General features: G+C 40.8%; 21 protein-coding genes, 1 tRNA gene and 1 pseudogene. 13 read left to right on the top strand and 10 right to left on the bottom strand.

Features of this window, described 5'->3' with window-relative positions:
- Positions 1-382: 382 nt before the first annotated feature.
- Positions 383-2,023: a S8 family peptidase gene (locus CDG77_RS10770; protein WP_094329376.1), complete on the top strand. Its 1,641-nt coding sequence runs from the start codon at positions 383-385 to the stop codon at positions 2,021-2,023.
- 240 nt (positions 2,024-2,263) lie between these two features.
- Here CDG77_RS10770 and CDG77_RS10765 read toward each other — a convergent pair whose 3' ends face one another.
- Both CDG77_RS10765 and CDG77_RS10760 read right to left on the bottom strand, forming a co-directional pair.
- The gene (locus tag CDG77_RS10765; RefSeq protein ID WP_094329375.1) at positions 2,264-2,755 is read right to left on the bottom strand and encodes a Dps family protein; all 492 of its coding nucleotides are present in this window, start codon (positions 2,753-2,755) and stop codon (positions 2,264-2,266) included.
- A gap of 117 nt (positions 2,756-2,872) precedes the next feature.
- Positions 2,873-3,136: a ParB N-terminal domain-containing protein gene (locus CDG77_RS10760; protein WP_094329374.1), complete on the bottom strand. Its 264-nt coding sequence runs from the start codon at positions 3,134-3,136 to the stop codon at positions 2,873-2,875.
- 115 nt (positions 3,137-3,251) lie between these two features.
- On the opposite strand from CDG77_RS10760, the gene CDG77_RS10755 reads away from it, so the two are divergent.
- A complete protein-coding gene (locus CDG77_RS10755; RefSeq protein ID WP_094329404.1) occupies positions 3,252-5,000 on the top strand; it encodes a SpoIID/LytB domain-containing protein in 1,749 nt (582 codons plus the stop codon).
- A gap of 264 nt (positions 5,001-5,264) precedes the next feature.
- Here CDG77_RS10755 and CDG77_RS10750 read toward each other — a convergent pair whose 3' ends face one another.
- Positions 5,265-5,564 (bottom strand): ferredoxin, encoded by a 300-nt coding sequence (locus tag CDG77_RS10750; RefSeq protein ID WP_094329373.1) that lies wholly within the window; start codon positions 5,562-5,564, stop codon positions 5,265-5,267.
- A gap of 475 nt (positions 5,565-6,039) precedes the next feature.
- Here CDG77_RS10750 and CDG77_RS10745 point away from each other — a divergent pair, with 475 nt between their 5' ends.
- From CDG77_RS10745 to CDG77_RS10735, 3 genes are read left to right on the top strand one after another with little or no spacing between them, the layout of a single operon-like run.
- The gene (locus CDG77_RS10745) at positions 6,040-7,023 is read left to right on the top strand and encodes a Gfo/Idh/MocA family protein (RefSeq protein ID WP_223269776.1); all 984 of its coding nucleotides are present in this window, start codon (positions 6,040-6,042) and stop codon (positions 7,021-7,023) included.
- A 10-nt stretch (positions 7,024-7,033) separates the two neighbouring features.
- Complete coding sequence (gene map / locus CDG77_RS10740) at positions 7,034-7,801, top strand: type I methionyl aminopeptidase (protein ID WP_094329371.1); 768 nt, start codon at positions 7,034-7,036, stop codon at positions 7,799-7,801.
- Positions 7,802-7,825: 24 nt separating this feature from the next.
- Positions 7,826-8,440, top strand: a complete 615-nt coding sequence (locus CDG77_RS10735; RefSeq protein WP_094329370.1) for a Uma2 family endonuclease — start codon at positions 7,826-7,828, stop codon at positions 8,438-8,440.
- Between the two features lie 10 nt (positions 8,441-8,450).
- Here the strand turns inward: CDG77_RS10735 and CDG77_RS10730 are convergent, their stop codons facing one another.
- On the bottom strand, positions 8,451-9,785 hold the full coding sequence (locus CDG77_RS10730) for a pentapeptide repeat-containing protein (RefSeq protein ID WP_094329369.1): 1,335 nt from the start codon (positions 9,783-9,785) through the stop codon (positions 8,451-8,453).
- A 275-nt stretch (positions 9,786-10,060) separates the two neighbouring features.
- Between CDG77_RS10730 and rsmA the strand changes: the two genes are divergently transcribed.
- From rsmA to CDG77_RS10700, 6 genes and pseudogenes are all read left to right on the top strand, one after another.
- A complete protein-coding gene (gene rsmA / locus CDG77_RS10725) occupies positions 10,061-10,903 on the top strand; it encodes a 16S rRNA (adenine(1518)-N(6)/adenine(1519)-N(6))-dimethyltransferase RsmA (protein ID WP_094329368.1) in 843 nt (280 codons plus the stop codon).
- A 52-nt stretch (positions 10,904-10,955) separates the two neighbouring features.
- Positions 10,956-11,909 carry a 4-(cytidine 5'-diphospho)-2-C-methyl-D-erythritol kinase gene (gene ispE, locus CDG77_RS10720; protein ID WP_094329367.1) on the top strand — a complete coding sequence of 318 codons (954 nt, stop codon included), beginning with the start codon at positions 10,956-10,958 and terminating at the stop codon, positions 11,907-11,909.
- A 70-nt stretch (positions 11,910-11,979) separates the two neighbouring features.
- Complete coding sequence (locus CDG77_RS10715) at positions 11,980-12,309, top strand: DUF3082 domain-containing protein (protein WP_094329366.1); 330 nt, start codon at positions 11,980-11,982, stop codon at positions 12,307-12,309.
- A gap of 302 nt (positions 12,310-12,611) precedes the next feature.
- On the top strand, positions 12,612-13,232 hold the full coding sequence (locus CDG77_RS10710; RefSeq protein WP_442946415.1) for a sporulation/spore germination protein: 621 nt from the start codon (positions 12,612-12,614) through the stop codon (positions 13,230-13,232).
- 176 nt (positions 13,233-13,408) lie between these two features.
- Positions 13,409-13,480 (top strand) — tRNA-Gly (locus tag CDG77_RS10705).
- A 998-nt stretch (positions 13,481-14,478) separates the two neighbouring features.
- Positions 14,479-14,670 (top strand): annotated as a pseudogene (locus CDG77_RS10700) (DUF2811 domain-containing protein); the annotation flags it as partial.
- A gap of 770 nt (positions 14,671-15,440) precedes the next feature.
- Here the strand turns inward: CDG77_RS10700 and CDG77_RS10695 are convergent.
- Complete coding sequence (locus tag CDG77_RS10695) at positions 15,441-16,160, bottom strand: response regulator transcription factor (protein WP_094329363.1); 720 nt, start codon at positions 16,158-16,160, stop codon at positions 15,441-15,443.
- Positions 16,161-16,806: 646 nt separating this feature from the next.
- On the opposite strand from CDG77_RS10695, the gene CDG77_RS10690 reads away from it, so the two are divergent.
- Complete coding sequence (locus tag CDG77_RS10690) at positions 16,807-17,433, top strand: CPP1-like family protein (RefSeq protein ID WP_094329362.1); 627 nt, start codon at positions 16,807-16,809, stop codon at positions 17,431-17,433.
- A gap of 150 nt (positions 17,434-17,583) precedes the next feature.
- Here CDG77_RS10690 and CDG77_RS10685 read toward each other — a convergent pair whose 3' ends face one another.
- Entirely contained in the window at positions 17,584-18,276 is a 693-nt protein-coding gene (locus CDG77_RS10685) for an HAD family hydrolase (protein WP_094329361.1), read from the bottom strand.
- A 242-nt stretch (positions 18,277-18,518) separates the two neighbouring features.
- Between CDG77_RS10685 and CDG77_RS10680 the strand changes: the two genes are divergently transcribed.
- Positions 18,519-19,124, top strand: coding sequence for a hypothetical protein (locus tag CDG77_RS10680; RefSeq protein ID WP_094329360.1), 606 nt, complete (start codon positions 18,519-18,521; stop codon positions 19,122-19,124).
- 31 nt (positions 19,125-19,155) lie between these two features.
- Here CDG77_RS10680 and hppD read toward each other — a convergent pair whose 3' ends face one another.
- The 4 genes from hppD to CDG77_RS10660 all read right to left on the bottom strand — a co-directional run bounded on the left by hppD (position 19,156) and on the right by CDG77_RS10660 (position 23,364).
- Positions 19,156-20,232 carry a 4-hydroxyphenylpyruvate dioxygenase gene (gene hppD / locus CDG77_RS10675; RefSeq protein WP_094329359.1) on the bottom strand — a complete coding sequence of 359 codons (1,077 nt, stop codon included), beginning with the start codon at positions 20,230-20,232 and terminating at the stop codon, positions 19,156-19,158.
- A gap of 106 nt (positions 20,233-20,338) precedes the next feature.
- Complete coding sequence (locus CDG77_RS10670) at positions 20,339-21,043, bottom strand: SDR family oxidoreductase (RefSeq protein WP_094329358.1); 705 nt, start codon at positions 21,041-21,043, stop codon at positions 20,339-20,341.
- A gap of 81 nt (positions 21,044-21,124) precedes the next feature.
- Positions 21,125-22,399 carry an IS1/IS1595 family N-terminal zinc-binding domain-containing protein gene (locus tag CDG77_RS10665; RefSeq protein ID WP_094329357.1) on the bottom strand — a complete coding sequence of 425 codons (1,275 nt, stop codon included), beginning with the start codon at positions 22,397-22,399 and terminating at the stop codon, positions 21,125-21,127.
- 185 nt (positions 22,400-22,584) lie between these two features.
- Positions 22,585-23,364, bottom strand: coding sequence for a phosphate ABC transporter ATP-binding protein (locus tag CDG77_RS10660; protein WP_094329356.1), 780 nt, complete (start codon positions 23,362-23,364; stop codon positions 22,585-22,587).
- Positions 23,365-23,831 lie beyond the last annotated feature (467 nt).

The raw sequence follows: 23,831 nt of genomic DNA, 5'->3' as shown, positions 1-23,831 counted from the left end.
TAAGTATGTGTAGGGTGTGTTACGGCTTCCGTAACGCACCAAAACATAAAGGGTGGTGCGTTAAGCCTACGGCATAACACACCCTACGTGTATTTCAAAAATCAAATATGAGTCCTATATAAGCGGCAGAATGACCAGCAAACGCCACTCCTTCTGCCGCTTATTTCATAATTAAGCATATTTTAAATATGTGAAAATCAGTGTAGCTCTTCAGAAAAAACACGATTCTCATAATATTTTTTGGTAATAAAATTAGCATTTTATTATTAGATTTCATAGTAATTATTAACAAGACGGCTAATTTACACATTAAAATTTTTGTTTTGCAGAAGTTTTAATGTTTTAGCTGTAAAAAAAACATTGCTGATTTTGAGAAAAAATTATGCTCAATGATAAGACGAATAACAATTTTTTTTCTACTAATAAAAGCTTAAAATTTACTTCAACCTCTTCATTAGATACATTTAATACTAAGGATGACTCTAGCCTCAACTTAAGCGGACGTAGTAGCTACAACTCAGGCGATTCTGATGTGCAGTTGCTAAATAATAGTGACCCTACGACTAATGCTTTTAGCACGGAAAGTTATAACTCCACCAACGGCTATGGCTTAATTAATGCAGCAGCAGCAGTAGCTAAAGCTGCTGGTCAGAATACCTTTGCTGATGTTCCCGATCTTGGCGGTAATAATTGGGGCGCAGACCTCATTAAAGCACCGGAAGTTTGGGCACACGGATATACAGGTAAGGGAGTCGTTGTTGCTGTTTTAGACACTGGGGTTGACTACAACCACGAGGATTTAAAAAATAATATCTGGACGAATACTAAGGAAATTCCAGGTAACGGTATAGATGATGATGGTAATGGCTATGTTGATGATGTTTCCGGCTGGAACTTTGCTGATAAAAACAACAACATCCTAGATAAAAACGGTCATGGCACTCATGTTTCTGGTACGATCGCAGGAGAAAATAATAGCTACGGTGTCACTGGTATTGCTTATGATGCCAAGATTATGCCCGTCAAAGTGTTGAATGACTCTGGCTCTGGTTCCTATAGTTCCATATCTAAAGGCATTCACTACGCTGTGGATAATGGAGCGAATGTGATTAACCTCAGTTTAGGAGGCCCATCTTCCAACAGTACTCTGGAGTCAGCTATTAAATATGCCAGCAGCAAAGGAGTGATTGTCGTCATGGCAGCAGGTAATGATGGTGACTCATCACCAGGTTATCCTGCCCGCTATGCATCCAAGTCGGGAATTGCCGTTGGAGCAGTAGATAGCAATAACAATTTGGCCGACTTCTCTAACCGTTCTGGAACGAATAAAATCACTTACGTCACAGCCCCAGGAGTTAAGGTTTATTCATCGGTTCCAAATAACCAATATGCCACTTATAGCGGTACTTCTATGGCGACTCCCCACGTTGCTGGTGTAGTTGCTCTGATGCTTAGTGCTAACCACAATTTGACTGATGCCCAAGTCCGTCAGATTATCGCAGAAACCGCAGAAAATAGTACACAAACTACAAACTCTAGTTTAAATCTTTCTAATGCCAGTTCTCTAGTGAATCAAGCAATTGCAAATACCGCAGGAAATAGTACACAAATTACAAACCCTAGTTTAAATCTTTCTAATGTCAGTTCTCTAGCAAGGCAGGTGATTTCTGATAACAACCTGCTACGCATCTATGGACAAACGGCCAATAATCTCACGTCACAGACAATTTCTAGTTTTAATAACTATGATGTTAGTTCTCTACTGAGTCAGGGGATGTCTAACGACAAGGTGCTAGGCATCCACGCAGAAACAGTAAAATATCTGACATCAGAAACTATCGCTAGTTCTAGTAATTCTGATTTCAATTCTCCAACAGATCGGACAAATACAGAAACAGCAAAATATCTTATACCCGCCGAAGGTAATAACGGATTAGCCATTGATGAGAGCGATGTCTTCTCTGCGAGACGCTACGCGAACGACGGGCTACGCCTACGCTTTTCCGATCGCAAGTTTAGCTGAATGCTAGGGCGTGTTTTCAATTGTGGTTATAGTTTGAAAACACACCCTAGTAAGCTAAAACACATCTAACTTGCATATTCAAATTTGCTCAATATCTTGTGGGGTAGGCAACATGAGCGCCCTGATTATGCAATTTAAATGCCGATTAGCTTACAACACGCCGGAAATAAACAGACCATTCAAAATCAACGAAACGCTTACGCTGCATTAATTTTGAATTCTGCCTTGCGGTACTAGTCCCTATTCTTCCAGTAAGCTTCTCAACATCCAAGCTGTCTTTTCGTGTACTTGCATCCGTTGAGTTAATAAATCGGCAGTAGGTTCGTCGTTAACTTCCTCTGTGACGGGGAAAATAGACCGTGCAGTTCTGACTACGGCTTCTTGTCCTTCCACTAATAAGCGGATCATGTCCACAGCTTTGGGAACTCCGAGTGTTTCTGGAATCGAACTCAGTTTGGCATATTCGCTGTAGGTTCCTGGTGCGGGATAGCCAAGCGCTCTAATTCTCTCGGCTATTAAATCAACTGCTAAGGCTAATTCTGTATACTGGGTTTCAAACATCAAATGTAAGGTTTGGAACATCGGCCCCGTTACATTCCAATGGAAATTATGAGTTTTCAGATACAGTGTATAAGTGTCAGCCAACAGACGAGATAAACCCTCGGCAATTTTAGCCCTACTAGCCTCGTCAATGCCGATATTTACATTTTTGACTGTTACTTTCGATGACATAATTTTCTCCTAATTAGGTTATATGTAATTGGGGATTGGAAATTCGGCATTGGGAATTGGGCATTGGCAAGAAAATTAAGTCCCCATTTCTCATTCCCCATGCCCCATGCCTATTATCTATGCCAAGTGCATCTTTAAAACGCTGCGGGGTGCTTTACGGACTCTGGCTAAAACGGTTTCTTTGCCTAAACGCTGGCAAGCTTCATACCGATGGCAACCAGAAAAGCCATAATATTGTCCATCTACTTCTAGGACATCAATAGGTTCTTGTTGCCCAATCTCCGCAATCGATTCCATTAAGGCTTGTACTTTATTTGGATCGTTTACACGGGGCAATGGTCGTTTTATCTGATTTAATGGAATTTCTTGGACTCTTACCATAAGGAGTTTATCCAACTAGTTCTGTTTTGTACCTTTAAATAAATCATAGTCGTTATGACTTCGTTTTGCAATGTATATTTGGGGCAAAACTGGTAATGGTATCATTGGGGCACTCATGCGACAAAAAGACCGCGCTGCAAAGCAATTGGAAAATCAGCTCCAACGCCGCATTAAGGGGCAAAAGAGGCTTTCTACGAGAAGAGGCTCCGCCAACGCGAAGGATTACTTACTACCGCTTCTCTACGAGACGCTGTGCGAATGCTATCAGATAGCCATGAAATTTTCGTTTTGGCGTTTTTCCCACACTGTGCTAACAACATTTTGTCTATTGGGGCTGACTGCTGCATCAGGGCCTGAGAGCAATATCCAGGATATGGAATTGAAAATTGGGATTGTGCAGCGATTTGGCTCACAACCCACAGCCAAACTGCAACTGGAACCCACAAAAGGCGATCGCTTAAAGCTAAAATTTCAAGCGGGCAACAAGCAGCAAACCCTGGTAACAAAGAACCCCGTAAAGCTGGAAACAGTCATGCAAGCTTTACCCCAGCCAGATGTTGAAGAAATGGTAGTTTTAGGCACATACCGCACTTTTGAAACGGCAGAAGATAGTGCTAACAAATGGCGTTCTCAGGGAATAGAAGTGGAAATAGCCCAGCCAGAACGCTGGCAGGTTTGGGCTAAACGAGATGTTTATAGCACTCCTTTACTGCGACGCTTGCTTTTGCAGAACATCCAAGCTTCTACTAAAGAAAAAGTATATCTTGATACTAAAGTCTTAAAACAAGTGCCGCAAGTTAGTTGGGTGGTAGATGGTAAACGCTATAGCCCAAATGATTTAGAAATCAGCACTGATAAAAACTTGATTCGGGTGAATAAAAGCGAAAAACCAGAAAATGCTCGTCTTTATGCTGGGCAACTGAATTTGCAGCCAAATGCCTATGGCACATACACTCTAGTTAACCAAGTCCCCTTAGAAACTTATTTACGTGGGGTTGTGCCTTACGAAATAGGTACGGATGCACCAACTGCGGCACTGGAAGCCCAAGCAATTCTCGCCCGGACTTATGCTTTAAGAAATTTACGCAGGTTTGCCGCAGATAACTACCAGTTGTGTGCCGATACTCACTGCCAAGTTTATTATGGGCTAAATGGAGCGGCTGCTAAAACAGATCGAGCGATCGCTTCCACCAGAGGTAAGGTAGTAACTTATAAAAACGAACTAGTAGATGCCCTGTATTCCTCCACCACAGGTGGCGTTACTGCTTCCTTCAGCGATGTCTGGAATGGCGACGATCGTCCCTATCTGCGCCCTGTACTAGATGCTGCGACTAATTTTTGGGACTTGTCTAAGCAGAGTTTGGCAGATGAAAAGAACTTCCAGAAATTTATTAATATCCAACAAGGATTTAATGAGAGCAAGTGGGATGCGTTTCGTTGGCATAAGGAAACCTCTTTAAAGGATATCATCAAGGACTTGCAGAAGTTTTTGCAGGTGAAAAACAGTCCCCATGCCAAATTTAAGACAATTCAGGCTATGGCAGTAGTGAAGCGAAGCCAGAGCGGACGCATCCTTGAACTCGCAGTTAAAACTGATAAAAGTACCTTTACTCTCCACAAAGACGAAGTTCGCAGTGCCTTTGCTGCTCCTACAAGTACGCTTTTTTACCTAGAACCTCTGAATAAGGGCAAAGCTGAACTGTGGGGATACGCTTTTATTGGTGGTGGATTAGGACATGGAGTTGGCTTAAGTCAAACTGGCGCTCAAAATCTAGCAAAATTAGGTTGGTCAAGTCCAAAAATTCTTCAATTCTACTATCCTGGTACTGAGATTCGAGTTCTTAATAAAGAGATTAAACCTTAAGCTAATCGCCATTTAAGTTGCATCTATCTTTAGGTAGGAATCAGGAATTAATAAAAGGAAAACAAAAAATTAAGCAGGAACACAGTAAATTTGGTGTTCCTGCTTAATAGTAAATCCCAGGCTTTTTGTCAAAGTGGCTTTAAGAGGCACACACAACTTGGTGTTTAGTCTTCTATGATTCAGACTTTCGGCGATCGCTCAGTTAAGAAGTTGAGCAACTATAATCACCAATTGAAATAGGTTTTTGGCTATTTAGTTTTGCTCTTAATAGAGTTCTTCTTCTTTGTGAGTTTCGATTGTCAGATTAGAAGTTGGGTAAGCAACACAGGTCAGTACATATCCAGCTTCGATTTGATCGTCATCTAAGAATGACTGATCGCCTTGATCGACGGTACCTGATACGAGTTTACCTGCACAGGTCGAGCAAGCACCAGCGCGGCAAGAGTAGGGCAGGTCAATACCAGCTTCTTCAGCAGCGTCTAGAATATAGGTATCGTCCTCAACGTCAAGGGTTGTGTTCAGCCCTTCAGCCTCATTGATTAGTGTCACTTTATAACTTGGCATTGAGTAATCCTCTCTTTTGTGAACGGCAGTATAAGTTATCTTAAGGCAAAGGTCGCGGCTGTTCTGGAGAATTAGCCGCTAGTTTATATTTGCTTCAATTCTGATACTACGAGAAAAATTAAACGATGTAACTGGAAATTGAACCCGATTAGTAATGAAATTTAGTTGCTTAATCCCAATAAGTTTTATTTATGTATTTACTGCCATAGTCGGGCTGTGATAATAAAAAACTATCTTTTAGCTAAAGAACTATGATTAAATTTGATATTATCTAAATTTGCCAAATGAATTTTCATTCATAAGACAAGAATTTTGTCAAGAAAATGGAGAGATTTGAAAAAGTTTGAAATCAAAAAATTTCCTCCAAAAACTCCGAGAATTTAAAGACGAAAAAAAATCTATTTGTAAGCACGTAAGATAATGGGTTTGTGCCAAATTTTTATATATCAGGATTGTGTATAATTCAGGAGCAGCTTTGGAAAAAGCAAGAGTGCGTGTAGGTTTGGTAGGTACTGGGTATGCGGCAAAGTTCCGGGCTGAGGCATTGCTCCATGATGAGCGATCGCAGTTAATTGCAGCTGTTGGTCATACCGCAGAAAAAACAGAAGCCTTTGTCAAAGAGTACCAAATTGAAGCGTTGAGTTCTTGGCAAGAGCTAGTAAGGCGTGAAGATGTAGACTTGGTGGTAATTTGCACTGTGAATCGAGATCATGGGGCGATCGCTCGTGCAGCACTTACCAACGGCAAACACGTAATTATAGAATATCCCCTTTCGTTAGATGTAGTCGAAGCAGAGGAACTGATTGCCTTAGCCAAAACACAACAAAAACTCCTGCACGTAGAACATTTAGAACTTTTGGGTGGTTTGCATCAAGCCTTGAAGCAAAACTTAGCCAAAATTGGTGAAGTATTTTATGTCCGCTACAGCACCATCAACCCCCAAAATCCTGCACCTCGCAAATGGACTTATAACCACGAGTTATTCGGCTTTCCCTTAATTGGGGCGCTGTCTCGCCTACATCGCCTCACCGATTTATTTGGTAAAGTATTTACTGTTAACTGTCACCAGCGATATTGGGAAATAGAACCAGAATATTACCAAACCTGTTTTTGTACTAGTCAACTCTGCTTTAACAGCGGACTTTTGGCCCAAGTAGTTTATGGCAAAGGCGAAAATATTTGGCAATCAGAACGCAAGTTTGAAGTTCATGGGGAAAAGGGTGGTTTAATTTTTGATGGCGACACAGGAATTTTCATCCAGCCAGGGGAAACAACAACTATAGAGGTTGGCCCTCGCCGGGGTTTGTTTGCCAAAGACACAAGTATGGTGTTAGACCATCTTTTTGATGGTACTCCTTTGTACGTTACCCCAGAGGAGAGCTTATATACCTTAAAGGTTGCTGATGCAGCCCAAAGGGCTGCACAGACAGGGTTAACTATGTTTATGAAAGATATCTAGATAAAAGTTAATGAAAACTGAACTAATTGTTATTTTATCCCAACGAGAAATAGAGAAAATGCGTCAAGCTGGGCGTTTAGCAGCCAAACTTCTCCAGCATCTCGAACCGTTTGTCAAACCAGGGGTTAGCACTCTGGAACTAAATGATGAAGCCGAACGTTGGACGCAAGCGCATGGAGCAAAAAGCGCACCCCTTGGCTATAAGGGTTATCCCAAATCGATTTGCACTAGTGTAAATGAGGTAATTTGTCATGGCATTCCCAATGCCAAGCAGATTCTCAAAGAAGGTGACATTATTAATATTGATGTAACGCCCATTGTTGAAGGTTATCACGGCGATACATCCAAGACCTTCTTTGTTGGCACACCTTCGGCAAAAACGAGGAAGCTGGTAGAGGTGACAGAGGAGTGTTTGCGCCTGGGGATTGCTGAAGTTAAACCTGGGGGACGCATTGGCGATATTGGTGCAGCTATTCAAGAATATGCTGAAGGACAAGGCTTTTCTGTAGTGCGAGATTTCGTTGGACACGGCATCAGTAATATTTTTCACACTGCGCCGGATGTTCCGCATTATGGCACACGCGGTAAGGGTAAACGTCTCAGACCGGGGATGGTTTTTACTATTGAGCCAATGATCAATGAAGGTACTTACGAAGTCGAAGTTCTCAGCGATAAGTGGACTGCGGTAACGCGCGATCGCAAGCTTTCTGCTCAATGCGAGCATACCTTAGCTGTAACTGAAGATGGCGTTGAAATCCTGACTCTACCTGAAGGTTAAAAAGTAAAGCATGGATGTAAGATTATGACCCAAGTATTGCCAAAATTACTCACCTTCAATGAATTTATTGAATGGTATCCCAATGATGGAAAACGCTATGAATTGCACAAAGGAGTAATTATTGAAATGCCACCCCCAACCGGTTCGCATGAAAAAGTTGTAGGATTCATAGCCCATAAGCTAACTGTCGAGTTCGATCGCCTGAATCTTCGCTACACTATACCCAAAACTGTATCGATCAAAACTCCTTCTGCCGAATCCGCTTATTCGCCTGATGTGTTGCTGCTAAATCTTGATAATCTCGACAATGAACCGCTTTTTCAAAAACAGTCAACAGTAAGCCAAGCAGCATCGGTTCCAATAGTTATTGAGGTTGTTTCAAGCAACTGGCGAGATGATTACTACAATAAACTTAGGGATTATGAAGAAATGGGAATTCCCGAATATTGGATTGCTGATTATGCTGCATTGGGTGCAAGAAAGTTCATCGGCAATCCCAAACAACCTACTATCTTTATATGCGAATTAGTTGATGGTGAATATCAAATGATATCATTTCAAGGTAACACCGCGATTTCATCACCTACTTTTCCTCAATTAAATTTAACTGCACAGCAGATTTTTAATGCGGCTAACTAATTTTTTATAACTATCTTCCCAACCTATTTGGAATACCTTCACAACCACCAGGGATAGTAGCTCTCGTTTTTTCGCCACCCCAACTGCAACAGTAGCAACGCGCAGCCTCAGACATCCGTTGCACATTGCTGAAATCAGCATTTTCCACCACAGCGCCAGTTTGTTCGCCGGTTTCATAATCTGGTGGTTCAGTCCGACTGCGGGGCGATGCTTTATCTACTACACCGTAGAATAGACGAATGCCGTTGATATCGGCATCACTGAGATTAGCACTATATAAAATTGTGCGGGAGAGGTTGGCTTTTACTAAGTCACAAGCGATCAGGTTAGCACGGACAAGATTAGCTTCGCTGAGGTCAGTCCAACGTAAATCAGTACCCGAAAGGTCTGCTGCGGCTAACATTACGCCTAAATCGATGACACGCAAACCTTCCAGGCGGTCTTCTGCATATCCGCCAGTCCCATCAAGAATGGCTCGACCTAATAGCCGATCGCGTTTTAAGGGTGATAGCAACTTCGAACGTGAGAGAAAGCGGAGAATTTTCGCTTTACCACTACCATCGACACTACTTAAAATTGCCGCAGTGCGTCCTTCAGCGATCGCTCTTTCTTGAGGCCAATCTTCTAATAATCCTTCTTCATCTAATACTAAGTCTGAAATGCCTTGGAAATAGGAATCAATTGTCTGTTGCTGGGTGATAATATTTTGCTGAATCGTCAGCATATTTTGCTGAATTGTCAAGTCTTTGGAAATTACATATTGTCGCCAAGCCACGTAAACGGCAATGATAGCGATGAGAATTTGTCCCAAAGCACCAAACCAATCTGCTAGGGTTCCAGCAATATCCCAGTTAATTTTGCGTCCTAAAACAAGTAAGCGATCGCCTACACCTGTGAACCGAATCAAGCCAACGATCGCCACTATTAGTCCCAAAAACGCCACAAACAGGGTGCGCTCTTGGGGTGAAAACCACTCGTTTAAAACTTCTTGGAACCAAGGCAATAATATCGCTAAAGATAACAACAAAGCTATCAGCGTTCCAATAATGCCGACGATCCAGTTATTGAAGATAATTCCGATGAAGGTGATGGCGATCGCTATTAGAGTAATTAGCAATGCCCTCGGTTTTACTGTGAATTGATTGGTAATGGGTTGCTTGAAGTCGGAACGGGCTTGTTGTATAGCAATTGTATGTTGCGGAGATTGTAAAGATCCAATCACCGCTAGTACTTCTGAGGTTAAGTTTTTCTCAGTTGAACTACCCTCAAAGTCATCCGGTTGCAAGTCGTTTTCAGGAACTGGTTCTGGGGTTGGTAGATTAGGGGAATCGGATTCAATTGTCATGTTTTCTATTTTGCTCCCTCAATCCAAATTATGCAGCGTTCCTACCGCAGAAAATTCATGAACTACTTCAGATTTTGCTTCGCTAGATTCAAAGTTTCTGAAATTTCAGCTGTTGAACTTGCTAAAGCCTCCACAATATTCTCCTTTTAGCGATTTTTCAACATTCCCGACCCGTTCAAAATCCGTTACAGTGAGTCTAGCGCTGTAGACGGATTTCACAATTTATAATAAGTTTTTGAGAAAAAGCGAAAAACTAGACTAGGCAATAAATACAGATGATCCGACCGCGTAAGGTCTTTGCTCAACATTGGCTCAAAAGTGAAAAGGCACTCGACGCAATTATTCGAGCAGCAGAGTGTAGAGAAAGCGATGGCTCCGCCAAGGGCGAACGCGTCCTAGAAATTGGCCCCGGAACCGGCATTCTAACTCGTCGTTTGTTGCCCTTAGTTCAATCTCTGATTGCAGTTGAAATAGACCGCGACTTATGCCACCTGTTGTCAAAACAACTGGGTAAGACTGAAAATTTCTTATTGCTGCAAGGCGATTTTCTCACCCTAGATTTACCATCTTATTTGGTAGCCTTTCCCAATTTCCAAAAGCCAAATAAAGTAGTAGCCAATATTCCCTACAACATTACAGGGCCAATCATTGAAAAACTACTGGGGACGATCGCCAACCCCAACCCCGAACCATTTGACTCAATAGTGTTGTTGGTACAAAAAGAAGTCGCAGAAAGATTGTATGCTAAACCAGGGTCAAAAACCTTTGGGGCGTTGAGCGTGCGGGTCCAGTATTTGGCCGAGTGTGAGTTAATTTGCACCGTTCCAGCCGCCGCATTCCATCCACCGCCAAAAGTCGATTCAGCAGTGGTGCGATTGCGCCCCCGAAAAATAGAAATACCAGCACTGAATCCCCGACAGTTTGAAACTTTCTTAAAATTGGGGTTTGGTGCCAAGCGCAAAATGTTACGAAATAATTTGCAATCTGTTATAGAACGCGATCGCTTGAGCCACTTACTGGAACAATTAAAAATAAATCCCCAAGCCAGAGCCGAAGATATCAGCGTTCAGCAATGGGTAATTCTAGCAAATGAACTAGGAGTGGGCAGCAAGGAATAGGGGACATTCCCAATTTCCAATTCCCCATTCCCCCATTCCCCATTCTTATAAAATGCGTTCCTACAGCCTAATTGCCCCTGCTAAAATCAACTTGTATCTGGAAATCATTGGCGATCGCCCCGATGGCTATCACGAGTTGGCCATGATACTTCAAAGTATTGGACTTGCAGACCAAATTGATGTGCGTTCTATCACCACTGACAGCATTCGCGTTCACTGCAACCACCCACAAGTACCGACAGATAAAAGCAATCTGGCATACCGGGCAGCAGAATTAATGGTAAAGCAATTTCCCGAAGCCTTTGCCAAATATGGGGGTGTGGAGATTACCGTCAATAAGCAGATTCCTGTAGCGGCTGGGTTGGCTGGGGGTTCGACCAATGCAGCAGCTGTGCTGGTAGGGATAGATTTACTGTGGAAGTTGGGATTAACTCAGTCAGAATTAGAGGAGTTGGGAGGCACACTTGGTTCAGATGTCCCCTTTTGTGTAGCGGGTGGAACTGCGATCGCAACAGGTAGGGGCGAACAACTTTCTCCCTTGCCGAGTTTAGATACTATATATGTGGTATTGGGGAAATACCGCAGTCTAGAAGTTTCCACACCTTGGGCATACAAAACCTATCGGCAGCAATTTGGTCATTCTTATATTAAAGATAGTTATAACTTGGCAGCACGTGCTAACGCAGTTCATTCAGGAGCAATAGTGAAAGCTATCCTGGACAAAGAGCCGCGAGAAATTGCCCAAAAATTGCACAATGATTTAGAGCGCGTGGTATTGCCAGCCTATCCCCAAGTCTTGCAGTTACGAGAAGTATTTGCAAATCAAGAAGGCGTTTTAGGAACAATGATGTCTGGTTCTGGGCCAACAGTATTTGCTCTGTTTGAGTCTCAACAGCAGGCAGAACTAGTTTTGCGGCAAGTCAGGGAAGCAATTCTTGATGAAGATTTGGAATTGTTTGTAACTCGGACAATCGCACATGGTATTAAAGTGTCATTGTCTATTTAAATAATTATTTTTCGCTAATGAAGCGAAGGCAATAGACAAGAATATTTCAAATCGCCCAATCGAAAATAGTATGAGTGACCAAAATTTAGCACCACAAACAGAAACTAAAACACAGGCAACAGCGAGTCCCTTACGCTGTTTTACTGGGTCAGTAATTTCTGGGGGAATGGGATATGCAATGTATTCGCTGATGATTGCGATCGCTACAAATTTTGCTAATAAACCTGTCCATTCAATTAATCCATTGGTAATTAAGATTTCTTCTGCTGTTCGGACTTTGGTTGTTGGTGTAGTTGCTTTAGGAAGCGGGATATTTGGTATAGTAGCAATTGGTTTGTTGGCTTTGGGAGTACAATTATTAGTCCAGGAGTTGACCAAGCAAAAAAGTAGTGAAAACTAGCAATTAGGGTTAATAGGAATTAACAACTAAAGTCTAGAATATTTTAGCGTCAATATTTCCTTATTTCCTTTGCTACACTCGTCCTTCTTATAGTCAAGCTTTTTAAAAGTGGTTTGTTGTCAGATATCGCTCTTTAAAAAGGAGATTTTTTAAATTGGGTGTATAGTGTAACCTTCGACTTTAACAGATTTCCGGTTGACACTTTATAGACTGGCCGAAGATTCACAATTTTATACGGAATTCATCCCAGCGACACTGAAGTTGATAGCAACAACATCATTTATGTATGTATGAGCAAAATTATGAACACACCCAAAAAATATTTTTTACCCCTTATTTTTGCGACAATCTTTGTCAGCCTCAGCAGTTGTAGTTCTAACCCCACCGTTCGTAATATTGAAAGCGGAACGCCATCCCCTACGACAACACCGACAACACCAACGAATAGCGTCTCTTCTCAAACTCCTAGCCAGATTCCTAGCGTAGCTCAGTTGAGAGAAAAATCTCCTAGTCCAGAATCTCCCAAAGATCCCAAAGAAAAGACACCTTCCCCATCAACTAAAGCTGTTACTGGCAAAACTACTAATGTCACACTATATACAAGTGATGCCCAGTGCCAAGAACTAATTCCCGAAAAGGTTTCTATACCAGCCGAAGAACCTGTGAAAAATGCAGTAAGTAAAATTTTAGAGAAACGAGATACAAGCGATTTTAGCTTGTCTGGATATCGTGTCAATATCAAAAATGGCATTGCTACAGTTGATTTGCGAATATCTCCTGAGTCGAAGCGGCAATTAGCTTCTCTTTCTAGTTGTGAACAGTTTGCTCTGTTTGGCAGTCTCCGCAAAACCCTAACTAGTAATGCTCAATGGAATATAAAAGAGGTTCGCTTCACCGAGGCAGGTAAGGACATTGTTCTTTAGTTAAATATGATAGTAAGTGCTGTCATTAGGTAGCTAAAAAGATTTTTCAATCTGAACAGCTATCAGATAAAAATATCCATCAGCAGTTATTAAAACAGTGTATATTCTAGCCAATTGAAAACAGCTATAAATAGTGGTATAATTGCTCTTATATTTAAATTATCTGGCAGCAATTCGCGGGTGTAATTCAGTGGTAGAATGTCATCTTCCCATGTTGATCGTCGTGGGTTCGAGTCCCATCACCCGCTTTAAAACTTAGGTACATTAACTAATTATTTGTCAGTTCTAACAAATTAGTGTCAGTTTTAACAAATTAAAGACAGAAACGGCACTCCAAAACCAATCAAACCAATTCCAAAATTTATCTGACTTGCGTTCGAGTTGCAATGAACACCACCAAGCTTCTTTGGGAGGGTTAAAGCTAGTTTGCCAGTCAGCAGTTTTGCAGATGATGGCGATCGCTCTTTTCCATTGTAGTTAGCATTGCTTGTCGTAGCCCTTGCGCTTTGTTGAGATGACGCTCTTGCATATTTCAGTATAATTCCATTATTTACTAGGAATACCAGCCGTCATAAACGTACGGGATAACCCGATGATTCCTCCACCCGTGATTTATCCTCTAGGTTTATCACACTAAATCAGCTGACAAAAAAGATAGGGCATAAAACGGGGTAAAGCCAGTACCACGCAAAAATCCAGACTTGGGGATGTATCGAAGGCAGCCACGATGATAGCCGAGATTAAGAAGATAATTTTATAAGTTTAAATATCATGGTTTCGTGACATTTTTGCAATTCTTATCATTGGCTGCTATTTTTCTCAATCATTCCACAGGGTTTCCACAGGGATTTTAGCAGTTTTCCACAGGCTGACAACGAACTAATAGGCTTCTTACCCTCTGGCTGGGGATTGTTAATTAACAGTGGCAAGGAACTTCAATGACTGAGTTTTTATAAATAAAAGTAACGAAAAATAGACTCAAGTGCTGATTATTTCGTTCGTATTTATTTTTTATACAATGGTTTTTAACATTTCGCAGCATTGACAAACCCACCCCCTCTTGGCGCACAATGATTCGGCTTGCTTTTGTAATTCGTTCAACCGTTGGCATCAAATGTGTAAAATATATTACCAACAGATGTAGGCGCAGATTGTCGAACTGGCAAAAGAGTGGTGAGGAAGCTTGATTGCCACTTCACCGCAAGCAACTTGTCCCTCTTGATTATCCTCATAGGAGGAAAATCTCATGAAATCAACGGTTAGCATCTTTACAGAAATTCCCGAAACACTCCACGAATCCTTAAAAAACTACTTAGAAACCCATCCTGATTGGGATGAGAACAGGGTATTGACGGCGGCACTATCATTGTTTTTACTCCAAAATGGAGATAGCGATCGCCGTGCTGCCCGAGTTTATCTGGAAACTTTGTTCCATCACTCCTCAGTAGAAACGCCTGTCATCGATTCACCCGCAACAGCTAATCTATTAGACACCCCATAGGTACGGGCGTTATTTTGGCTCATACCCGAATGTGGGCACGGTTTACCGTGTCCCATCAATGGGATTTGATCCAATAGCGATTAAACATATCGGCGCAATACTACAACAAAAAAGATCGGTAGATTCCGATCTTAAAAAGGTTCCAATAGTTTCTCGTCTTGCTAAAGCTAATTGGTAATAGTGCAAGATTTAAAATTGCTGACTGTTAAAACTTGTTACATAGCGGTTTTGGCGGTTTTATTTTGGATATAAACACGTTTATAGAGGTGCATAGCTATCATTGGTGTCAATTTAGAGCCAAGATAAAAATCATTAAATCATTTGTGGGTACACAAACAAAGCCCAGATCGCTGTGCTGAGAGAAAACAAGGGGATTAAGCTCCTTATTTTGAAACCTGCAAATGAAGGTTTTGTCTCTGATGCGGTTTCTAACCGCCGATTTCAGGTTAAATGGACAAGCTATGCGCCCCTACAAACTCCTTCATAAGCATCGTGACATCTGCCAGAACGGTCAGAGCAAAAGAAATATTTTCCAGTGGACTCTCTTCCTTGTCCACTATTTTAAATAGATAAACGAATATCTCAAATAACAGCCTGGTCTGTATTTGAGCAATATCCACCTATGTTCGATTGTCTAAATTTGTCTTTTACTAAATCATTACCCCAAGAGTCAACAGTCAAGAGTTAAAAAACTCTAGACTATAAACTCAGGACTTGGCTTCCAACTGTTGGGGGTGAGCAGGAGATTCAAACTTATACCCTACGCCACGTACAGTTTGAATTAATGCTGGCTGACTAGCATCAATTTCAATCTTCTTGCGAATTTGACCAATATGTACATCTACAACCCGTTGGTCGCCGACATATTCATAGTCCCATACCTCTTGGATTAGTTCTGCACGCCGCCAAACTCGACCTGGATGACTTGCTAAAAAATGCAACAAGTCAAATTCCAGAGCAGTTAAGGGTACTGCTTGGTTATTAAGTGCTACCTCCCGTCGCACCGGATCGATCATCAGTTTTTCAAATACCAAGCGTTTCTGCTCGGCAGTAGTTATCACTCGCTGCCGCCTCAAAATCGCTCCGACTCTGACTTCTAGCTCTCCCAACCCAAAAGGCTTGGTGAGATAGTCGTCAGCACCTTTGGCAAAGCCGCGAATTTTGTCAGCTTCGTCAGCACGGCTAGTCAACATCAGAACAAAAACACCATTACGACTTTGCATCTCTTGGCAGAGGTTAAACCCCGTTACATCTGGTAAATTCACATCTAGAATCACCAAATCAGGGTTAAACTGCTCAAATAGATTTAAGGCTGTCTTTCCATCTTCGGCAGCCTCCACCTGATAGTTCTGCTTAATCAAAAAGCGTTGGATTAAATTCCGAACCGCAGGGTCGTCGTCAACTACAAGAATCTTGGCAGGAGCCATGACCATTATTTTGCACAAAAATTCGTAAGATTAACAAGAGGAGTTGCGTAAAAACGCAGTTGCCACTTTAGGACTAACTAAGAATCTACATGGCTACAGTATGAGAATCCCGATCGTTTAAAAATAAATACTGCGATCGAGATTGTAGGCGATGAGAACGTGAAACTTATGTTAGCCACAGTATATAAGCACTCTGACTTTAGCCGCAACAGTTCTTGACACCAAAGCACCTTCTTGATCCCAGTTAGGTGGCAACTTAAAACGTTTCAATTTTAAATCGATATGCGGATATATACCACAAGCGATTATTCAGTATAATTAAAAAAACTCTACTAAGGCACTGTAAGTTGCCAAATGTGAAACAGTAAAGTAGATTTCTTCATAAAAACTATGCATTTTAGGTACTCTCCGTTCAAATTCTAGATTAGAGCCAGAATTAGACAACGACATGAGGGTATACACGGAGTTATAGCGATATGTTAAAGTGACTATAGTTGAAATTACAAAGTAAATCAAACTAACACGTGCTACTATCCTCGTAGGGCACAAAATAGGTTGGGACTTTAGTTTCGACCAAAAAAACCTAAAGCTGTTTTTTTATTCGACAAAAAACTGCCGCTGACTGAGGCTGAAGTAACAAACTCCCATGAGCGATCAAAATCCCTACGAAAAACTTGGGGTATCAGAAGAGGCTAGCTTCGATGAAATTCAAGATGCTCGCAATCGCCTATTCGAGCAACATGGTGGCGATACCAAGCATTTAGAAGTAATTGAAGCGGCTTACGATGCGATTTTAATGGATCGCTTACGGATGCGCCAGGAAGGTAAAATTAAAGTCCCTGAACGTATCCGGTTTCCAGAGTTGCGAGTGCAATCACCTCCTACAGAGAGTCCAACTCCTCGCGAGCAGTCACCTGCATGGCTGCAACGGATGCTGGATCAGCCAACACCTGCGGATATACTTTTACCAGGAGCTTGGTTTCTGGGTTTGAGTTCTATCAGCTTGTTTTACCCAGAGGGAGGCCAGCAGGTTTTACAGTTAGCATTGGTGGTTGGGGTAGGCACTAGTATTTACTTCCTCAATCGCAAGGAAGGCAAATTTGGCCGAGCAGTTTTGTTTACCCTGATAAGTTTAATCATTGGCTTAATCGCTGGGGGACTAGTTGCTAGCTGGCTCTTACCACAAATATCATTCATCAGTCTGGGAACAAATCAGTTCTCTACTGTAGTAACGTTTATATTGTTGTGGTTGGTTAGTAGTTTTCTCCGGTAAACCGCTATCTGTAAGCAAGTTTTTATAAAGAATACATGGTTTATATGTGTTCTTCTTAAATAATCAAGTCAGGAGTCAGAATCGCTATTCTGACTCCTGCTTTAATTTATATGATTAATTAATTCAATCTGTGACAGCTAAATAGCCTTTCTAGGCAAGGTGTTTAGGTTTTAAGACCAAATCTACAGCAGCGCTAAAATCTTTAACGATTAAGTCGGGGTGGTAAAGTTCCAATTGGGTGCGATCGCGGATACCACATTCCACAGCCATCACTTTAACATCATAATTTTTAGCTGCCGTGATGTCGGCTTCCGTATCTCCTACCATCCAGGTATCAGTAGCTGGGGGCAGTTCTTTTAATGCCCTAGCCATTAATAAAGGCTTATCTTCAATATCACGAGTTTTAACGTAGTCGTTACTCAGGCAATAACAGCGATTTTCTGGGAAAAATCTCCCTAAATCGTATTTTTTGAAAGCATAATCTAGTTCTCGAACTCGGCGCATGGTCATAACTGCTAAATCAATTCCGGCTTCTTGAATTTTTAGCAGTGCATCCACAGCACCAGGCGCGAGAGTATCGTAGTTGAAATAAGCTTCTGTATGTACAGTTTGCCGCCGCAGTTGGGCAAATTCTTGGGCTTGGGCTTCATCTAACCCTGAATTTAAAGCGATTTGTTTTTCGGGAACGCGCGATCGCTTTAACTGCCAAAATTCCGCTTTCGGAAGTTCTTGCACCGCTTGGTTTGGGCGACGGGTTTTCTCTAAGCAAAATTGATAAACACGGTAGTAGCGTTCCGAAACATCAATAATTGGGCCGTCGAAGTCAGTAATCAGTCTTAGCATCGGCGGTAAAAGTTAATTTTTATTAAAATTATCTCAGATATATTACTATTTTTTGAGAGTAACAGCGTGATTTAAGCGCGGCACAAAAATTAGCTCAAGAACTACCAGATATAGCAATATATTTCAATAATCAGTGTTCGGAATAATAGTACGGAAGGTTCTCCAACTATACAAGTTGTTCCATTAAGTACTAAAAAACACATAAAGCTTAAGTATAAGCCACCATTACCTTCAGGGAAATTATGAGTGAAGAATGGAAATTTTTAAAGCCTATTTTCAATAATGAAGAAGTAACTAAACTTAGGGAAAAACTAAACAAAGTTGTAATCGGTTCAGGAAGTACTGTCGAGCCTAGTAAACTTAATATTATTAAGCAGGCTGACTGGATTGCCGTACCAGCTGAAAGCGGAGATCACTTTTCTGAAGAAGATGAAATTAAACTCTTACAAGCATTATTGCAACATGGGAATCAAGAAATTGTAGCAATAGCATTTGAGCCTGTAGAACCTTTCCCTCTCGCACTCGTATTTCCAGCAACGGCTGAAGCAATTGCAGAGTTTAATTGGAAATGTACACTTTTTTGGTTTGCACTGTATGCTGGAGAACCTGATTGGGTCATTATTTGTACTAAGCTAGATTTCATTATTATTACAGGAAAACATAGTTTTGTTAAGCAATTTTTAGGCTGTGAAATTCAACAAGCTTTTGCTGACTTCTACGAATTAGCATTAAGTTATTCTGATGATGATCCTGAAAAAAAGTCTTTACTACACGTGTACAATCTGCTTTGGCATGAATATCCTAAGATAAATCCTGGAGAAATTATCCAACTTTTACCTGTGTCGTAAGCGGTGCGTATTTATATTTTGTACTGAGGCATCATTGCAAAGTACCGCGTTTGATTTGTTCGCTTTCAATGGCTTCAAATAAAGCACGAAAGTTACCTTCGCCAAAACCTTTAGCTTGGAAACGGCGTTCAATAAATTCAAAGAAAAATGTCGGCTGTTCAAAAATGGGCTGGGTAAAAATTTGTAGTAACAATGGTGCGCTATTTCCTCCCTCTAAAGGAGTATATTCTTGCCAGTCTACGAGAATTTCTTGTTGCGCGATCGCCTCAATTTCTAAAAGTGATAAAGGCAATCCTGGACGCTGTTTGAGTTGAGTGTAATAGGTTTGAGGAACAGAGAGTAAAGATAAACCACTGGCACGAAATTTAGCGATCGCACTGACAAGATTAGTTGTCCGTAAGGCAATATGTTGAACTCCTGGCCCCCGATTGACATCTAAAAATTCCTGAATTTGAGAATTTTTGGAAGCTGGTTCATTAATTGGCAATTGGACGCTGCCGTTATGCGAAACCATCACCTGGCTGTGTAAAGCAGAACGATTGGTTTTAATTTTAAATGCTTGCTGGGGTTGAAAATCTAAAATATTTTCGTACCAAGCGACGGCACGATCCAATTCCCCAACTGCCACATTTAGCACTATATGATCTATGGCAGTAATAATGTTGTCATTTGTCATTTGTCCTTTGTCAAAAACCAATGACGGATGATTACTGGCAAATGACCTTTCTATCAACGTATGAGTCAATCCACCCCAAGCGGCAATTTTGCCACATTTAATGAACGCCGTACCTACCTGGCGTTCCTGAATGGGTTGGAGGATTGTCGCACCGTGTTTTTCAGCAAGTGCGATCGCAGCTTCAACATCTTCTACAGCAAAAGCGACATCTGCCACACCAGGGGGATAGTTACGCAAAAACTCCGCTACTGGGCTTGTGGGCAACAGTGGTGAAGATAGAAAAAAGCAAACAGCACCACTTTTTACCACTTCTGTACAAGTGTGAAATGAATTGCTGCGATCGGCTACTGATTGAAAACCAAGATGGTGTACAAACCAATCCCGCCACATTTTGGCATCTTCTACATAGAAATGAACGCGATCAATTTTCATAGATATTGAAAATCCAGCATAACAGTTTATATATCTGTAAATTTTGCCTTTTTTGCTAGATTTTCACGTCCTTCCTAAGCAAGAATTATCTAGGCGCACTCCCCCTTTAAAAGAACAAATGACTATCAGGTTGAATGTTAATTTCCATTGGCACAGCTTGCGGTTCGGCAGAAAGGGCAAAGAAAATAGCATTGGCAGCAGTTTCAGGACTGAGCATTTTTTTCCGGTCTACTTTTAGGTTGACATTATCCCAGAAAGGAGAATCTACCCCACCAAAGTAGAATAGCGTGAACTTGATACCAAAACGCTTCAGTTCCTCTGCCATGCACTTGCTAAAACCCACAACACCAAACTTAGAAGCAGAATAAGCTGCTGCCATCCCCATCGAATGCTTGCCCAGAATTCCTACCACATTACAGATGTGACCAGATTTGCGCTTTTGCATCTCTTCAGCAGCCGCCTGGGTAGTATAAAAGCTACCTTTTAAGTTGACATCTAGCATCTTGTCTAAATCAGCGGGTTCCAGGCTGTTGTAAGGCTTGAGTATACCTACACCGGCTGCATTCACTAAAATATCGATTTGACCAAACGCCGCGATGGTCTTTTCTATCAAAGTATCTACCTGTTGGGGGTCAGTAATATCTGTGGGAACAGTCAAAACTTTCCCTGGTAAATCAGTAGCCAGTGTTGTTAAACGAACTGCATCTCTCGCAGCCAATACCAACCTGACTCCGGTAGACGCAAGTTTGCGTGTTAAAGCTGAACCAATACCACCAGTAGCACCGACAATAACGACAACTTTATCCTGCATTCCAATATTTATATTTATTTACATCTGTTTACATAATACTGAATTACAGGCTCAGGTTGTACGTAAACATCCAGAAACTATTTACTCGGAGAGTAGCGGCATTACCTCATATTCCTTGCCATTCATTTTTAATGTAAATGTGGAAGATGATTCTAAATATTTGGTAAAATTGGAACCTAACTTTAATTTTTTAATAATTGAATTAGGAGATTCTCCTGTTATTTTCTGTAACTCTGAACCTAGTTTTGACACAGATAATTTAGTTTGTGGAGACTTTGTTTGTATATTTTGAATAATTTTTAATAGTAATTTATCTAATGTTTTTTCATTAGGGATCTCCGCAGAATCTTCTTGAAGAGATTGTACAGATAAATTATCTATATTAGGGATAATTTCCTCTCTTTCTGGTTGCTTATGATTAGATTTATTATTGATATTGGATCTTTCTTGAAATAAACTTGTAATAGTTGCTAAACTGTGTAATCGAGTATTGATTGAATCTTGTTCATTTTTAATTAAATCTTGAATTTGCTCAACCACTTTTTCCAAAGATGGAACTTCTGTTGCCATTGTTAAGGAATAATGAGTTAACTTGCCAGTATTCCGGTTTTCTATATGTAAAGTTTGTCCTTGCCTACGTACCCAATAGACAATTAATCCTTGGTTTTGGAGTTCGTTGCAAAGGTGAATTAAAATTCCATCGCTAGAACAGACTAATATTTCTTTAACTGTTGGATAAGAGCGTAAAATACAAGCACCGAAAGCGATCATTTTTGCATCAGCACTATCCTTACCCTCTGGCACATGAACAAGTTGATAGCCCCGGTTATATAGTTCAATATCTTGCTTTCCAATACTTGGATTTTTCCAGTTAGCAAATGCCATTTTAAATTGGAGGGGATATTTGCAGATACTAGCTAAAAATAATTCTGAATTAATATCTAGTTTTAAGTTTTCTGCATCCAAAAGTAGAAGCGATATCCCTGTTTTTAGTTGATACTTTATTTCCGGTTTTTGTTGAATTTTTTCGATAAATTGCCTGAAAGCAGCAGATTCTAACCAACCAGGCGATAATATCGTTTGCAGTAGTTGTTCAGCTAGTGTCAAACTAAAAAAGCCAAGGCTTTTCTCTGTGATTTTTTCTTCTGGCAGGTTTTTTACCAAAGAAAGTTCCATCGTTTCAGCCGTAGATACTTTAGTATGTCCGTTGCTGTTAGCAAACAAGTCAGTTTCTAAGGAACGAGAGAATCCAGGTTCTAGGAATTGTTTACCACAATTTTTACAGAGGTAATTTTGCTTGTTATTCCGACGACCATTTTTCCGATATGAAGTAGACTCGCACCGGGGACATTTCATTTTGTAATTCAGGTGGCCTAGAGCAAATACTTGTCTTTAAGTATACAGTCCCAAAAAATACTGTCAACATCAGTCTGCATTGCCCAAGATAAGAAAAATTGAAAATAAGCAGAAATTAAATTCAACCTTAATTTCCGGCTGCACTATGTCATAGCCCTCTGAATAGTTAGAATTCAAGAAACGCTTCAACTGACACGGGCAAAAACATAGTCGCGAGTGCGAGAATCCACGGGGTTAGTAAATATCTTATTTGTAGTACCAAATTCAACCATTTGAGTAATCCGATTTTCATTACTGCAAAAGAATGCCGTAAAATCAGATAGGCGAGTAACTTGCTGCATATTGTGAGTAACAATCACAATTGTCAACTCAGAGCGCAAGTTATGGATAAGACTTTCAATTTTCATACTACCTATAGGATCGAGACCCGAACAAGGCTCATCCATCAAAAGAACATTAGGTTTGACTGCTAAAGCACGAGCAATACATAATCTTTGTTGTTGACCACCAGAAAGCTCTAAAGCAGACTTGTGCAGTTTATTTTTGACTTCATCCCAAAGTTCAGCAGATTTGATGGCAGATTCAACAACCCCATCTAATTCTACTTTCGGATGCCATCCAACTAATTTCACCCCATAAGCAACATTATCGTAAACGCTCATAGGAAAAAGATTTGGCTTGGGAAAAACCATACTAATTTGGCGACGTAACCGATTGATGTTCACACGACGCTCATAAATACTCTGCCCAAAAAATTCTACTCTTCCTTCAACTTTCACCTCTCCTTCTAATTCACTCATCCGATTTAACGATTTAATAAAAGTAGACTTGCCACAACCACTAGAACCAATAATTGCCGTGACCTGGTTTTGATAAATATCCATTGACACGCCTTCAACTATCTTTTGAGTGTCGTAAGATAAGCTGAAGTTTTTGACTCTGATGGCTGGAATTAGTTTACTCATATTCCCAAAACGTGTGAAATAAAACTCGATTAGGTAAAACAGTACAATTTAGCAATGCTGTTTCACTATGTTACTCCCAAAGGGAGATATTCATGGAAATTACGTAGCTATATAGTAGTTGTACAGCAGATAAACTGTTAGTAGATATTCATATCAAGGTTGTGTTCCAAAATATATCTTTTGCGTACTTTTTATACCTATCTTTTGCACCTTGACCTACATACCATCCTTTCTTATTAAAAATGATTTGGGCTGGTTCGATTTAAAATAATTATGTAAATATCAAAATTATATACCCCTCATGGATAGTGAGGAGTTAGTTTTTTTATCAGGATTCGCGGAAAACCCCATCCGTCTGTACGGTGGGGATTATTGCGGTCTGCGGAGCGGAGCGCAGTAGACAATCATTCTTTTCCGCCTGACTGCTCTTTAATGTAATCTTTGACTATTTCCAATGGCGCTCCACC

Origin of the sequence: Nostoc sp. 'Peltigera membranacea cyanobiont' 213, assembly GCF_002245975.1 — a bacterium.
Classification (GTDB): domain Bacteria; phylum Cyanobacteriota; class Cyanobacteriia; order Cyanobacteriales; family Nostocaceae; genus Nostoc.
This window is presented reverse-complemented; position numbering and strand designations above follow the sequence as displayed.

Coding starts and splice junctions, on each gene's coding strand:
- CDG77_RS10770 (WP_094329376.1), top strand. CDS start 383: ATGCTCAATGATAAGACGAATAACAATTTTTTTTCTACTAATAAAAGC.
- CDG77_RS10765 (WP_094329375.1), bottom strand. CDS start 2,755: ATGTCATCGAAAGTAACAGTCAAAAATGTAAATATCGGCATTGACGAG.
- CDG77_RS10760 (WP_094329374.1), bottom strand. CDS start 3,136: ATGGTAAGAGTCCAAGAAATTCCATTAAATCAGATAAAACGACCATTG.
- CDG77_RS10755 (WP_094329404.1), top strand. CDS start 3,252: ATGCGACAAAAAGACCGCGCTGCAAAGCAATTGGAAAATCAGCTCCAA.
- CDG77_RS10750 (WP_094329373.1), bottom strand. CDS start 5,564: ATGCCAAGTTATAAAGTGACACTAATCAATGAGGCTGAAGGGCTGAAC.
- map (WP_094329371.1), top strand. CDS start 7,034: ATGAAAACTGAACTAATTGTTATTTTATCCCAACGAGAAATAGAGAAA.
- CDG77_RS10735 (WP_094329370.1), top strand. CDS start 7,826: ATGACCCAAGTATTGCCAAAATTACTCACCTTCAATGAATTTATTGAA.
- CDG77_RS10730 (WP_094329369.1), bottom strand. CDS start 9,785: ATGACAATTGAATCCGATTCCCCTAATCTACCAACCCCAGAACCAGTT.
- rsmA (WP_094329368.1), top strand. CDS start 10,061: ATGATCCGACCGCGTAAGGTCTTTGCTCAACATTGGCTCAAAAGTGAA.
- ispE (WP_094329367.1), top strand. CDS start 10,956: ATGCGTTCCTACAGCCTAATTGCCCCTGCTAAAATCAACTTGTATCTG.
- CDG77_RS10715 (WP_094329366.1), top strand. CDS start 11,980: ATGAGTGACCAAAATTTAGCACCACAAACAGAAACTAAAACACAGGCA.
- CDG77_RS10710 (WP_442946415.1), top strand. CDS start 12,612: ATGAACACACCCAAAAAATATTTTTTACCCCTTATTTTTGCGACAATC.
- CDG77_RS10695 (WP_094329363.1), bottom strand. CDS start 16,160: ATGGCTCCTGCCAAGATTCTTGTAGTTGACGACGACCCTGCGGTTCGG.
- CDG77_RS10690 (WP_094329362.1), top strand. CDS start 16,807: ATGAGCGATCAAAATCCCTACGAAAAACTTGGGGTATCAGAAGAGGCT.
- CDG77_RS10685 (WP_094329361.1), bottom strand. CDS start 18,276: ATGCTAAGACTGATTACTGACTTCGACGGCCCAATTATTGATGTTTCG.
- CDG77_RS10680 (WP_094329360.1), top strand. CDS start 18,519: ATGAGTGAAGAATGGAAATTTTTAAAGCCTATTTTCAATAATGAAGAA.
- hppD (WP_094329359.1), bottom strand. CDS start 20,232: ATGAAAATTGATCGCGTTCATTTCTATGTAGAAGATGCCAAAATGTGG.
- CDG77_RS10670 (WP_094329358.1), bottom strand. CDS start 21,043: ATGCAGGATAAAGTTGTCGTTATTGTCGGTGCTACTGGTGGTATTGGT.
- CDG77_RS10665 (WP_094329357.1), bottom strand. CDS start 22,399: ATGAAATGTCCCCGGTGCGAGTCTACTTCATATCGGAAAAATGGTCGT.
- CDG77_RS10660 (WP_094329356.1), bottom strand. CDS start 23,364: ATGAGTAAACTAATTCCAGCCATCAGAGTCAAAAACTTCAGCTTATCT.